12 protein-coding genes are annotated in these 12766 nt (G+C 68.9%); 6 read left to right on the top strand and 6 right to left on the bottom strand.

Annotated elements, in window-relative coordinates; all coding sequences use genetic code 11:
* The 6 genes from FE256_RS15685 to FE256_RS15660 all read left to right on the top strand — a co-directional run.
* A partial coding sequence (locus tag FE256_RS15685; RefSeq protein ID WP_138177524.1) for a rhamnan synthesis F family protein occupies window positions 1–1640 on the top strand: 1640 nt, incomplete at its 5' end.
* 22 nt (window positions 1641–1662) lie between these two features.
* Window positions 1663–2580, top strand: a complete 918-nt coding sequence (locus FE256_RS15680; protein WP_138177522.1) for an ABC transporter permease — start codon at window positions 1663–1665, stop codon at window positions 2578–2580.
* Window positions 2580–3788 carry an ABC transporter ATP-binding protein gene (locus FE256_RS15675; RefSeq protein WP_171024373.1) on the top strand — a complete coding sequence of 403 codons (1209 nt, stop codon included), beginning with the start codon at window positions 2580–2582 and terminating at the stop codon, window positions 3786–3788. The genes FE256_RS15680 and FE256_RS15675 overlap by 1 nt, the downstream gene beginning before the upstream one ends.
* A 58-nt stretch (window positions 3789–3846) precedes the next feature.
* Complete coding sequence (locus tag FE256_RS15670) at window positions 3847–4473, top strand: N-acetyltransferase (RefSeq protein ID WP_171024372.1); 627 nt, start codon at window positions 3847–3849, stop codon at window positions 4471–4473.
* Window positions 4466–5563, top strand: a complete 1098-nt coding sequence (locus tag FE256_RS15665) for a DegT/DnrJ/EryC1/StrS family aminotransferase (RefSeq protein WP_138177520.1) — start codon at window positions 4466–4468, stop codon at window positions 5561–5563. Before FE256_RS15670 ends, FE256_RS15665 begins: the two co-directional genes overlap by 8 nt.
* A complete protein-coding gene (locus FE256_RS15660) occupies window positions 5560–6564 on the top strand; it encodes a Gfo/Idh/MocA family protein (protein WP_138177518.1) in 1005 nt (334 codons plus the stop codon). Before FE256_RS15665 ends, FE256_RS15660 begins: the two co-directional genes overlap by 4 nt.
* Before the next feature lie 48 nt (window positions 6565–6612).
* Here FE256_RS15660 and FE256_RS15655 read toward each other — a convergent pair whose 3' ends face one another.
* The 6 genes from FE256_RS15655 to FE256_RS15630 all read right to left on the bottom strand — a co-directional run.
* Entirely contained in the window at window positions 6613–7575 is a 963-nt protein-coding gene (locus FE256_RS15655; RefSeq protein ID WP_138177516.1) for a glycosyltransferase family 2 protein, read from the bottom strand.
* On the bottom strand, window positions 7568–8008 hold the full coding sequence (locus tag FE256_RS15650; RefSeq protein ID WP_138177514.1) for a GtrA family protein: 441 nt from the start codon (window positions 8006–8008) through the stop codon (window positions 7568–7570). The genes FE256_RS15655 and FE256_RS15650 overlap by 8 nt, the downstream gene beginning before the upstream one ends.
* Before the next feature lie 5 nt (window positions 8009–8013).
* A complete protein-coding gene (locus FE256_RS15645) occupies window positions 8014–10272 on the bottom strand; it encodes a glycosyltransferase (RefSeq protein WP_138177512.1) in 2259 nt (752 codons plus the stop codon).
* Between the two features lie 43 nt (window positions 10273–10315).
* Entirely contained in the window at window positions 10316–11260 is a 945-nt protein-coding gene (locus FE256_RS15640) for a UDP-glucuronic acid decarboxylase family protein (protein ID WP_212743535.1), read from the bottom strand.
* A gap of 42 nt (window positions 11261–11302) precedes the next feature.
* Entirely contained in the window at window positions 11303–12184 is an 882-nt protein-coding gene (locus tag FE256_RS15635; protein ID WP_138177508.1) for a glycosyltransferase family 2 protein, read from the bottom strand.
* A 37-nt stretch (window positions 12185–12221) separates the two neighbouring features.
* Window positions 12222–12766, bottom strand: a 545-nt coding sequence (locus FE256_RS15630; RefSeq protein WP_138177506.1) for a glycosyltransferase, incomplete at its 5' end; no start/stop codon positions are given.

The raw sequence follows: 12766 nt of genomic DNA, 5'->3' as shown, positions 1-12766 counted from the left end.
GGTTGTCGGAGTTCGATGAGGTCGTTCTGACCAATGACACGTGGTTCGGTCCGGTGCGGCCGTACGGTCCGGTGTTCGAGCGGATGGACGCGCAGGACATCGACTTCTGGGGCATGACCGACCACGCCGCCGAGGAGTGGCATCCGTTCACCGGCTCCGCCGGCGTGCCGCATCACCTGCAGTCGTTCTGGATCGCGGTGCGCCGTTCGATGTTCACCTCGGAGCGTTGGGCGCGGTACTGGCGCGACCTCCCCGAGATGAGCGAATACCGCGATGCCGTGCTCACGCACGAGATCGTCTTCACTCCCGCGTTCCGCGAGGCCGGATTCGTCTGCAGCGTCGCCTTCGCTTCGGAGGTCTATGGGTCGGTCAACGCCTCGCTGCTCGCTCCCGAAGCGTTGATCGGCGACGGGTGCCCGACGCTCAAGCGCCGGGTGTTCTTCCACTCCCCGCCGTTCCTGGACCGCCACGCGGTGATCGGCCGGTGGGCGTTGGAGGCAGCGGCCGAGGGCGGCTATCCCACCCCGTTGGCATTGAGCAATCTCGCGCGCAATGTCGCTCCGAAGGTGCTCAACGCCGATGCCGGTCTGATGGACGTCATCGGTCCCGATCACTCACCGTACGATCCGGCCGCGCCGCTGCGTGTCGTCGTGATCGCCCATATCTTCTACGACGAGATGACGCCGGAGATCCTCGAGCGGGCCGACACGCTCCCGGTGCCCTACGACCTCGTGGTCACCACGCCCGACGCGGAGCGGGCCGAGCGGATCCGATCGCACATCGCCCGGCTTCCGGGACAACGGGGCGAGGTATCTGTACGCGTCGTGGAGTCCAACGACGGACGCGACCAGAGTGCCTTCCTCATCGGATGCCGCGACGTGTTGTCGCCCGGCCGCTACGACGTCGTCGTGAAGCTCCACAGCAAGAAGACACCGCAGGACGGTTACAACGTCGGAACGCATTTCCGCGAACAGCAGTTCCTCAACCTCCTGCACGACCGGGAGCACTCTTCGCGCGTGCTCGGTCTCTTCCAGCGCGAGGAGGGGCTCGGCCTGGCCTTCCCTCCGATGATTCACATCGGTTACCCGACGCTCGGTCGCGCGTGGTGGGCGAACAAACCCGGATTCGAGCGCCTCGCGGACGAGATGGGCATCCGCGTCCCGTTGGACGACGTCTCGCCGCTGGCTCCCTACGGCTCGATGTTCTTCGCCCGTCCTGCGGCTCTGCGCCTGCTGGTCGAGCGGGAGTGGCGCTATGCCGATTTCGGCGATAGGGAGGCGTACAAGGACGGCGGATTGGCGCATATCCTTGAACGCATGCCCTCCTACGCGGCGGGCGAGCTCGGATTCCATTCGCGAACGATCGTCGCACCCGACTACGCGGCGGTCAGCCACACGGCGTTGGATTTCAAGCTCGACGAGATGTCGGCGACGATTCCGGGCTATGCGCACGAGAAGATTGATCGCCTCCGTGACGCGGGATTCGTCGGTACCGGGTCAGGCGCCGACTTCCTGCGGATGTACATGCGGGTCAACCACATGGGCACGGTGCACCGCCTGCGCCGTCTGATGGATCCATCCCGGCGACCCGGGCGATGGATCCAGGCAGTGGTGCGGGTAGGACGACGTAAGAGGCGATGACGGGACGACAAGGATGACAGCGATGAGTGCAGAGACCGAGGCGAGGTTCGCCCGGATCTCCACCGAGCCGTACGCGGTCGTGGATCCGCGCGGTCGGCGTACGACGGGACGGTTCGGGAAGATCGGAGAGATCTACGCCCGCCGCGACCTGCTCAATCTGCTCGTGCGACGGGATCTGCAGGCGCGCTATCGCGACAGTTTCCTCGGATTCCTCTGGACGGTCATCCGTCCGCTGATCCAATTCCTGATGTACTTCATCGTCCTCGGGCAATTCCTCCGCGCTGCGGAGGGGATCGACAACTTCGCGGTCTACCTCTTCTCGGGACTGACCCTCTACGTGTTCTTTAACGACATGGTGTTCGGCGCCACGGGGTCCATCCTCCAAAACGGCGGCCTCGTCAAGAAGATCTACCTGCCGCGCGAGATCTTCCCGCTCGCCAGCATCGGCGGGGCCGGATTCATGTTCCTCGTGCAACTCGGGGTGCTGCTGGTGGCTGCGCTCATCTTCCGGGCTCTGCCGGAACCGGTCGAGATGCTGTGGTTCTTCCCCTCGGTGATCCTCATCACCATCTACGGTCTGGCCATCGGCCTCCTCCTGTCGGCGTTGAACGTCTACCTCCGAGACATCCAGTACCTCACCGAGGTCGTCCTCATGCTCGCGATGTGGGGCGCGCCGATCGTCTACTCCTGGAAGATGGTGCAGGACGTCATCACGCGGTTCTCCCTGCCGGAGTGGGTACTCGAGGTCTATGCCGCGAACCCGTTGACCATCGCGGTCCTGGGATTCCATCGTGCGTTCTGGGGCGCAGGAACCCCCGAGGACTATCCGGCCAACCTCGCCCTGCGCATGCTGATCGCCGGTGCGATCGGTCTCGTGCTGCTGGTGATCTCGCACCGCGTGTTCACGCGGATGCAGGGCAACTTCGCTCAGGAGCTGTGATGACGGATATCGCAACGACCGCCCCCGACATCGTGCGCCTGAACGCGGTGTCGAAGCACTTCCGGGTGCGCCAGGACAACAGCCTCAAAGACCGCGTGGTGCACCTCGGCCGACTCGGCAAGTCGTTCCGCCGCGACTTCGTCGCCGTGGACGACGTGTCCCTGACTATCGAGGCGGGCACCACGGTGGGCCTTCTCGGGGCGAACGGTTCGGGCAAGAGCACTCTGCTCAAGCTGATCGGCGGCATCCTCTCGCCCTCGGTCGGCACGGTCGAGACCCGAGGGCGCATGGCGGCTCTCCTCGAACTCGGGGCGGGATTCCACCCCGACCTGAGCGGTCGCGAGAACGTCTACCTGAACGCGTCGATCCTCGGCATGACCAAGGACGAGATCGACCGTGAATTCGACGCGATCGTCGAATTCAGCGGGATCGGCGACTTCATCGACACGGCGGTGAAGTTCTACTCCTCCGGCATGTACGTTCGGTTGGCCTTCGCCGTCGCCATCCACACCGACCCCGACGTCCTCCTGGTCGACGAGGTCTTGGCGGTGGGCGACGAGACGTTCCAACGCAAGTGCATGGATCGCATCGCCGAGTTCCGTGCACAGGGGCGGACGATCATCCTCGTGAGCCATTCCGCTCAGCAGGTCGCGGAGCTGTGCGACCGCGGAATCGTGCTCAAGGACGGTGCGGTGGTGTTCGACGGCGAGACCCGCGAGGCGATCGGCGCGCTGCGCGATGTGCTCGAGGGTCGCCGCGTCGGCGAGGCGCCCCCCGAGCAGACTGTCCACCCCATCCAGGTCAAGCGCGTCGAGCTCCTCGCGGACGACGGAAGCCGGACCAAAGTCGTCCAGGAGGGTGACCCCCTGACGATCCGTGTGCACGTGGATTCGATGAAGCCTATCGAGCAATGGGAGTTGGGCTTCAGCATCGATACGCCCCTCGGACACATGGTGCTGGCCTCCAACACCGAGCTGCTCGAGCACCGCCTCGACCCGATCAGCGGACCGGTCAGCATCGATCTCCGGGTCGCCCAGGTGCACCTCGGCGCCGGACAGTACTACGTCAATGCCAACGCGGCCGGTGTGAGCGAGCCAAGCAGCCACGGGCTCGCGCAGGCGGCGCTGTTCACCGTCCAGACACGTCAGGACGTGACCGTCGGCACAGTCGCCGCGATGGTCACGATCGCCGACAGGGGACGAGACTGATCCCCGCCCCGGGGCGTCTCGCTGGAGCGAGGGGCCTCGCTCATTAGAGTGGTTTCCCGTGCCGAATGATTTCTCACGCGCCGCGCCGTCGCGTCCCGCCCGCATAGATCCGTCTGCCGACGTCAGCGGAGCCCGTATCGGCGACGGCTCCTCGGTCTGGCATCTCGCGCAGGTGCGCGAAGGCGCAACCATCGGTCGCGACTGCGTGATCGGTCGCGGCGTCTACGTCGGCCCCGGCGTCGAGGTCGGCGACGGATCCAAGATCCAGAACTACGCCCTCGTCTATGAACCGGCCCGGTTGGAGACCGGTGTGTTCGTCGGCCCGGCGGTGGTCTTCACCAACGACACGTACCCGCGCGCGGTGAATCCCGATGGGTCGCCGAAGTCCGCCTCGGACTGGACGCCGGTGGGCGTGACCGTCCGTCAGGGTGCCTCGATCGGCGCACGCGCGACCTGTGTCGCCCCGGTCGAGATCGGCCGCTGGGCGACCGTGGCGGCCGGCGCGGTGGTGACGAAGGACGTGCCCGACTTCGCACTCGTCGCGGGCGTGCCCGCGCGTCGCATCGGGTGGGTGGGCCCGGCGGGTCTGCCCCTCGAACAGGACGGCGACGGGTGGATCTGCCCGCAGACGGGCTCCCGATTCATCGAGACCGACGGAGCACTCAAGGAGGACACCGGTGCCTGATCTCATTCCCGCGGCCAAACCGCTCATCGGAGATGACGAGCGAGCCGCTGTCGACCGGGTGCTGCGCAGCGGCATGATCGCCCAGGGCCCCGAAGTGGCCGCTTTCGAACGCGAGTTCGCCGACCACTTCGTCGACGGCCGTGAGACGGTCGCGGTCAACTCGGGGACGTCCGGTCTGCACCTGGGCCTTCTCGCTGCGGGCATCGGGCCCGGCGACGAAGTCATCGTCCCCTCGTTCACGTTCGCCGCGACGGGGAACTCTGTCGCGCTCACCGGTGCGACGCCCGTCTTCGCCGACATCGATCCGGCCACCTTCGCCCTGGATGCCGCGAGCGTCGAGGCCGCGGTGACGCCCCGGACGCGCGCGATCATGCCGGTCCACCTGTACGGTCATCCCGCGGACATGGCATCCCTTCAGGCCGTCGCCGACCGCCACGGGCTTCTGATCTTCGAGGACGCCGCCCAGGCGCACGGTGCGCGCCTGCACGATCGTCCGGTCGGCACGTTCGGCGCCTTCGCGATGTTCTCGCTCTACCCGACGAAGAACATGACCAGCGGTGAGGGCGGAATGGTCACCGCGGGGAGCCCCGAGGTCGCACGTGCTCTGCGCCTGCTGCGCAACCAGGGCATGGAGCGCCAGTACGAGAACGAGGTCGTCGGCTTCAACGCCCGGATGACCGACCTGCACGCCGCGATCGGCCGTGTCCAGCTGACGAAGGTCGACGCCTGGACTGCGCAGCGTCGTCGTAACGCCGCGTTCCTCGACGCCCACCTCACGGGCGTGGCCACCCCCGCCGTCGCCGAGGGCGCGCACCACGTGTACCACCAGTACACGATCCGCGTGGCGGATGACCGCGACGGCTTCGTCCGAGCGCTCCGCGAGGAGCACCAGGTCGGCAGCGGGGTGTATTACCCCATCCCCAACCATCGTCTTCCGTCGCTGGCGCACTTCGCTCCCGGCCTCGACCTGCCCGAGACCGAGCGTGCCGCGCGCGAAGTCCTCTCGCTGCCCGTGCATCCCTCGCTGAGTCCCGTTGACCTCGAGCGCATCATCACCGCCGTGGCCACCGTCGCGGGAGCAGGCGCATGACCGCGCCCCTGCGCGCCGGCCTGCTCGGCCTCGGCATGATGGGACGCCATCACGCCCGGCTTCTGCGCGAGATCGACGGCATCCAGCTCGTCGCCGTGGCCGATCCCGCGGGCGATACCCACGGGGTCGCGGCGGGGATGGACGTCCTGCCCGACGTCGACGCGCTCGCGGCAGCGGGACTGGATATCGCGGTCGTGGCCGTGCCGACGCGCTTCCATGCATCGGCGGCGTCGACGCTGGCATCCGCGGGCATCCACGTGCTCGTCGAGAAGCCCATCGCCGACAGTTCGGCAGAGGGGGAGGCACTCGCCGACCTCTTCGAGGCCCGCGGCCTGGTGGGCGCGGTCGGTCACGTCGAGCGCTTCAACCCCGCGCTGCAGCAGCTCCGCGCGCGGCTCGCGGAGGGCGAGATCGGCGATGTCTATCAGATCGCCACGCGGCGCCAGAGCACCTTCCCCGCGCGTATCGGCGACGTGGGTGTGGCCAAGGACCTCGCCACCCACGACATCGATCTCACCGCCTGGGTGGCGCAGTCCTCGTACGATGCGGTCTCGGCCCAGACCGCGTTCAAGAGCGGGCGCTCGCACGAGGACATGATCACGATCGCGGGTCGCCTGTCGGACGGAGCCGTGGTCAACCACCTCATCAACTGGTTGAGCCCCATGAAAGAGCGGGTCACCGTCATCACGGGCGAGCGCGGCACGTTCATCGCCGACACCGCTACGGCCGACCTGACGCTGCACCGAAACGGTACCGCGGCGTTGGAGTGGGAGTCGGTGTCGACCTTCCGCGGCGTCTCCGAGGGAGACGTCACGCGTTTCGCCTTCGCCAAGCGCGAGCCGCTGCGCGCCGAACTCGAGGCCTTCCGAGACGCGGTCAACGGGCTGCCGACGACGCTGTCCACGATGCGCGAGGCCGTCCATGTGCTGCGCGTCGTCGAGGCTTCGCTGGAGTCGGCGTCACAGGGCGGACGACTCGTCCGGACCGCCGTCCACGCCTGAGCACGACCCGCCGCGGGTCGGCCCCGCACACGCCGACGCCCGGTGGGCTCAGGATCCGTCGAACGGTGTGAACTCCGGCGTCGACGGGGTCGCCTGAATGTCGAGTTGCAGTGCGCTGATCAGCAATTGCGTCCCCAGCATGAGGGGGAGGGCCGCCAGCATGACGGTCGCGGCGGTGGCGATGGCTGAGCCGAGGATCTGGAAGAACAGCCAGATCGTCACGATCGCGCCGAAGCCGAGGAAGGCCAGGCCGAGGAAGAGCAGCAGTGCGATCGGCGAGAACGACCAGAGCACGTAGCGGTACCAGATCCGGTGCCAGAACCCCACGGTGAGGCGGTGCACGAGTTCGGGTACGACCTTGCTCAACCGGATGCTGGAGACCTCGTCGCCGTACACGGCGGGGATCGGCACGTCCACGGCGGAGATCTGCAGGATGTTGAGGTGGATCAGCAGGTCGTTCTCGAAGCTGTAACGCTTGGCGACGCGATCGAGGGGGACCCGTCGCAACGCGTCGGAACGAATGGCGGTGTACCCGTTCTGGGGATCGAACAGGTTCCAATACCCGGATGACAGCTTCGTGATGAACGACAGCGCGATGTTGCCGAACACCCGGTATCCCGGCATCCCGGTGAAGGACTCGGGCGAGTAGAACCGATTGGCCTTGGCGAAGCCGTATCCATCTTCGACCACGCGGTCCAGGAGTGCGGGCAGGTAGTCGGGATCCATCTGAGCATCGCCGGCCATGATGACATTCACATCGCTGCCCAGGTCGAGCGCGGCGCGGTGACCGGTGATGATGGCACCGCCGACCCCCTGGTTCACCTCGTGCCGGATGAGGGTGACGCGGGGGTCGCCGACGGCGCGGACGGCCGCACTGGTGTCGTCGGGGCTGTAGTCGTCGACGATCACGATGTGGTCGACGAAGGAAGGCATGGTTTCGATGACCTGCGCGATCATCTTCTCTTCCTTGTACGCGGGGACGACTGCCGCGATCGACGCGCCTTTATACATGCGAGGGGGTGCCTTTCGGTCGGGCGAAGACCCAGTAACGGTACGCGAAGTAATTGCCCACGGTGGTCACTGCCACGGCGATGACCTTGCCCACCATCCACGACCATCCGGCACCGTCGCTCAGAGCGACGATCCCCGTGGTCAGGAGGGTGTTGGCACCTACCAGAAGGGCGTAGCGGACGACACTGGGAGCTACCGCGTCGCTCGCGCGGAAGGCGAACAGGCGCTGCAGCGTGTAGGTGACCACGAAGCTCGCCAGGAACGCCGTCGGGGTCGCGATGCCCAGGGGGACGCCGGCGAGGTCGTGGAGGGCCCACAGCAATCCGAAATCGAACGCGAAGCTGAGCCCGCCCATGACGAGATAGCGGACGAGGCTGGACGACCAGAGGAGTCCGAGGCCGCGCGGACGCAGCGCGGGGGACTCGGAGGGCATGGATTCTATGATGCCAGTCCCCTCGCCGTCGCCCCGCCGCCTGGACCCCGTCCGCGCGCCGTCAGCGCCGCATCGAGGAGGGTCCGCGCGCGCGCGTCGAAAGAGTGGGCGGCGCGCACGCGCTCACCGATCCGCGCCAGCTGTTCGGCGGAGGGGAAGGTGGCGTCGAGGTCACCCGAAAGCATCGCGATCAGCTCGGGGATCTCGTCGTACGTGCGCACCGCACCCTCGAACAGTTCCGGGATGCCGTCGACGCGGTCGCTGATCGCGCGACCACCCGCGGCGACGACGTCGAACAGGCGGTTGCCGATGAATCCGCGCTCCTGCATCGCGGGCCAATGGTCGTTGAGGACCACGCCCGCGCGCTCGTACAGCCCCGGCAGTGCGTCGTTCCCGACGCCCGTCGCCGCGATGCGTTCGGCGGGGATCCACCCGCGCCAGTCGGGGCCGATCACGGTGACCGGGATCCCGGCGCGGATGGGCTCCACCACCGAGGGCCGGAGGATGCCGCGGGCGGTGCCGACGAACAGGATGTCATGCGTGCGCGGTGCACCGGAGGGGTGGAACCGCGTGGAGTCCGTGCACTGCAGCAGCGCCGAGATCGGCACGCCGAGTTCGGCCGTAGCTCGGCGCGCCCACGGTGCGGAAGCGGCGAAGACGGCATCGAAACCGGCGACGTCCGCGGGACCGATCTGATCTGGATGGCTGATGATCCACAGCAGTGAAACGCCGTACGGGGACGCTTCGAGGGGCTCCGGTCCGCGCAACGCCACGGTGACGTCGTCGAGGTGGCGGGTCGCGCGGTCGCGCGCCGCGTAGGCGTCGATGACGACCTCCTGGCCCAGGCGCCGTAGTGCGGCGGCCAGGGCTCGCGCGAAGTGGGTGTCGCCCCATCCCTCGGCTCGCGGACCCACGGGGGCGGCGGTGCGCAGGGCCCACCGCAGGACGGGCACGCGGGAGCCGTCCGCGAGGACCGTCTCGCGGACGGGCCGGCGGACACGAGGGGAGGGCCCGGAATCGATGCGATCCCACCCGGCGCGCTGCAGCAGGGCTCCGGCGTCTTCGGCGATCGGCGGCAATTGCGCGGCAGCGACCTGTGACCGCGTCCGAGTGAACAGATCGAGGGACACGCATGCGCGCCCCTCTGCCGACGCCAAGGTCGCGGCATCCGGGCCACGCAGATCCGCGCGGAGGTCGTTACGGCGCGCGGCGAACGTGGAGCCCGCGAGGGCGGGCACCTCGCACGTCGGGCCGGAGTCGAGGAGTGCCGCGAGATCCTCCGCCGGGTGACCCGCGAGAAGACGCCCCTCGGCGGTGGCTCCGACCGCGGCGATCGTGCCGTCGCCGTCGAGCCACACCGGCGCGAGGAACGTCCCGGGGGCATCGCGTTCCACCCGGTCGGCCAAGACCGCGGCGTCGGCGGCGGTGAGCGTCTGATTCGGTCCCCGAATGATCAGGACCGTCGCGAGAGAGGTGCGACGCAGCTCGTCCAGCGCCGCGGACGGGTCGTCGTGCCGTCGCCGACTCACCCGGATGCGATCCGTCGAAGCCGCAGCGATGCGCGCGAGCGTCCAGTCCTCCGCGCGGCCGTCCAGGACGGCGATCGCCGCTCCCTGCCCCGGGACCGCGGCGAAGGCGACGGCCTCGGCGATCGACTCGTCGAAGTCCCACTCTTCGGGGCCCAGCGCGATGAGGAGCTCGCGATCCAGAGGGACCGTGCCCGCCGGTGCGGGGACCTCGCCACCGACTCGTGCGCGGTGCGCGGCATCCGCGATGACGTCGTTCAAGACGTCCCAGGGAGCCGGGGACGGGGCCGCGTCAGGGCCGAATGGGAGAGAGTCGCGCCGGCGTTGGTGCCACGCGTGGGCCACGGGGCCACCGGGGACGTCCCACGCGTCAGGGTGCCGTTCGCCGTAGGCGACCGCGTCCCACAGGGGGCTCACCTGCAGCCCCCGTGGATCGGCGATGACGTACGCGTACAGGGCCGGGACGCGCCAAGCCTCGGGGAGGTGATCGCCCACCGCGGAGTCCACGAAGAGCGGGTTCAGTCGGAAGCCGTTTCGGTATCCGCCGCCGACGTAGCGTCGGATCGCCGCGCGCGCCGTGAGATCACGGCCGGTCTGCGCCCCCACATAGTCGAGATCGACGAGGTCGGCCCGCTCGATGGCGCGCGCCCACCACAGCCGGTCGAACCCGGCCACGAATGGGCGGAAAGCGCGCCGATCGCGCGCCGACCGCCACAGCGAACGCAGGGACTGCAGCATCAGGGGCCTCCGATGGGGCGCAACGGGTGCGCGGGCGGCACGCTCAGGCGGTGGCGAGAACTCCGCGGAAGTACTCGATCGTGCGCTCCAGGCCCGGGCGTAGCGCCACCGTCGGCTCCCACCCGAGCTCGCGGCGGGCGAGATCGATGTTGGGCTGGCGCTGCTTGGGGTCGTCCTGGGGGAGTGGGCGGTGCTCGATGGTGGACGAGCTGCCCGTGATCTCGAGGACGGCGTTGGCCAGCTCGAGCATCGTGAACTCGCCCGGGTTTCCGACGTTGATGGGGCCGGTCACCTCGTGGCCCGTGTTCATGAGACGCACCATGCCGTCGACGAGGTCGTCGACGAAGCAGAAGGAGCGTGTCTGGGATCCGTCACCGTAGATGGTGATCGGCTCGCCGCGGAGCGCCTGCACGATGAAGTTCGACACCACGCGTCCGTCGTTGGGGTGCATGCGCGGGCCGTACGTGTTGAAGATGCGGATGACCTTGATCGCCAGGTCGTGCTGACGGCGGTAGTCGAAGAACAGCGTCTCGGCGGCGCGCTTGCCCTCGTCGTAGCAGGACCGGGTGCCGATGGGGTTGACGTTGCCCCAGTAGTCCTCGGTCTGCGGGTGCACGGCGGGGTCGCCGTAGACCTCGGAGGTCGAGGCCTGCAGGATCGGCACGCGCAAGCGCTTGGCGAGCCCCAGCATGTTGATCGCGCCCATGACGCTCGTCTTGGTGGTCTGCACCGGGTCGTGCTGGTAGTGCACGGGGGAGGCGGGGCACGCGAGGTTGTAGATCTGATCGACCTCGACGTACAGCGGGAACGTCACGTCGTGGCGCATCAGCTCGAAGCGCGGGTTCGCGAAGAGGTGCTCGACGTTGCGGCGCGACCCGGTGAAGAAGTTGTCGACGCAGATGACCTCGTGGCCCTCGTCGAGCAGACGCTCGGAAAGATGGGACCCGATGAAGCCGGCACCGCCGGTGATCAGAACTCTCGAAGACACTTCCATAGCCTACCAGCGGCGCTTCGTCCGCCCCGCGGAGCCTCAGCGCGTCGTGGACACCATCCGTGCCTGACCGAGGGTGCGCCCGAGCGCGCCCTCCAGGCGGCCGAGGAACATCGGCCAGCCGTCGGCGAGGGTGATCGGCTTCGGGTTCCGCACGCCGTAGAGCAATCCCGCGCCGGTGAAGGCCGCACGCCACCACAGCGGGTAGCCGTGGACGGCGAACGCCCGGCCGGTCCCGCGCCCGTAGGCGCGCAGCTTCCGCCGGCGTTCGGCATCCGACAGTCCGAAGCCGGTGGAGATCCCGTCGACGTGGACATCGGCGGGGAGCCAGCGGAACTCCCGTAGCAGGCGCGGCTCGTGGGTCATCGCGCGCAGCAGCAGGTCGGTGCCCTCGGCGACCTGCCAGGGGGTCGCGGATCCGGGGCCGAGGTCTTCGTCGAAGCCGCCCACGGCGTCGAACAGCGAGCGGCGCATCAGGATGCCCATCTCGATGACGGCCCACACGTTGTACTTGTCGAGGGGTGTGCCGGGGGCGGGAAGCGTCGTCTTCGGACCGCGTTCGTCCCACGACGTGAACCCGCCGGCGAGGAACGCGGGGTCGTCGACGGCGGCGTGCAGGGCATCGACGGTGCCGGGCGGGTAGGTGGTGTTGTCGTTGGGGAACGTCACGACGGCGTCGCCCGCCGGGAGCGCGGCCACACCGGTGTTGCGGCCCAGAGAGGCCCCGCGACCCGACGTCGTGGCGGTCACCGGGACACCGCGCCCGGAGAACTCGGCCGCGAGGGCCGCGACGTCGTCCTGGGCGCCCTGCGCGACGAGGACGACGTGGTCGCCGCCGCGGAGCTGACCCTCGAGCGAGGTGAGGAGGGCGCGGAGGGGGTCGAGGCGCCCCAGGGTCGTCACGACGAAGCCGATGTTCACCCCTCGATTGTGCCCCGCCGACCCCGGCGGCGGGGAATCAGCCCACGCGGGCGTCGATCAGGGCGCTCCACCGCTCCGCGGCCCGGCGCCACGTGAAGTCCTCCGCGTTGGCGAGGCTCCGGCGCGACAGGTCGGCGCGCAGCGACGGGTCGCGGGCGATCTCGTTGAACAGGGCGGCGAGGGCCGCGGCATCCGTCGCCGGGAAGTACCGCGCGGAATCACCGAGGATCTCACGGTTGATCGGGATGTCGGATGCCAGGACCGGGGTACCGAGCCGCTGGGCTTCGAGGGGCGGGAGACCGAACCCCTCGTGCAGCGAGGGCCAGACGAAGGCCGCCGCGCGCGAGAACGCCTCCGCGAGCTCGGTATCGCTCACGCGGCCGAGCCAGTGGATGCGGCCGGGAGCGATCCCCTTCGCGGCGGCGTGGGGCTCGAGCGCGGGGTCGAGGTCGCCGACGTAGACCACCTCGATGCCGGAATCGGCGGGGAGGAGGGCGAGGGCGTCGATCGCGGCCCGGGCGTTCTTCGCGGCGCCGTGGCGACCGAACGTCACGAGCATCGTGCGGTCGGCCGGGGCGGGGG

This window comes from Microbacterium sp. 5K110, from assembly GCF_005774735.1.
Taxonomy (GTDB): Bacteria; Actinomycetota; Actinomycetes; order Actinomycetales; family Microbacteriaceae; genus Microbacterium.
Note: the sequence above shows the minus strand (reverse complement) of the source record. Positions and strands in the feature narration are given on the sequence as shown.

Excerpts from the sequence above, each read along its gene's own strand:
- FE256_RS15675 (WP_171024373.1), top strand. The coding sequence starts at position 2,580 with ATGACGGATATCGCAACGACCGCCCCCGACATCGTGCGCCTGAACGCG.
- FE256_RS15645 (WP_138177512.1), bottom strand. The coding sequence starts at position 10,272 with ATGCTGCAGTCCCTGCGTTCGCTGTGGCGGTCGGCGCGCGATCGGCGC.
- FE256_RS15680 (WP_138177522.1), top strand. The coding sequence starts at position 1,663 with ATGAGTGCAGAGACCGAGGCGAGGTTCGCCCGGATCTCCACCGAGCCG.
- FE256_RS15650 (WP_138177514.1), bottom strand. The coding sequence starts at position 8,008 with ATGCCCTCCGAGTCCCCCGCGCTGCGTCCGCGCGGCCTCGGACTCCTC.
- FE256_RS15655 (WP_138177516.1), bottom strand. The coding sequence starts at position 7,575 with ATGTATAAAGGCGCGTCGATCGCGGCAGTCGTCCCCGCGTACAAGGAA.
- FE256_RS15660 (WP_138177518.1), top strand. The coding sequence starts at position 5,560 with ATGACCGCGCCCCTGCGCGCCGGCCTGCTCGGCCTCGGCATGATGGGA.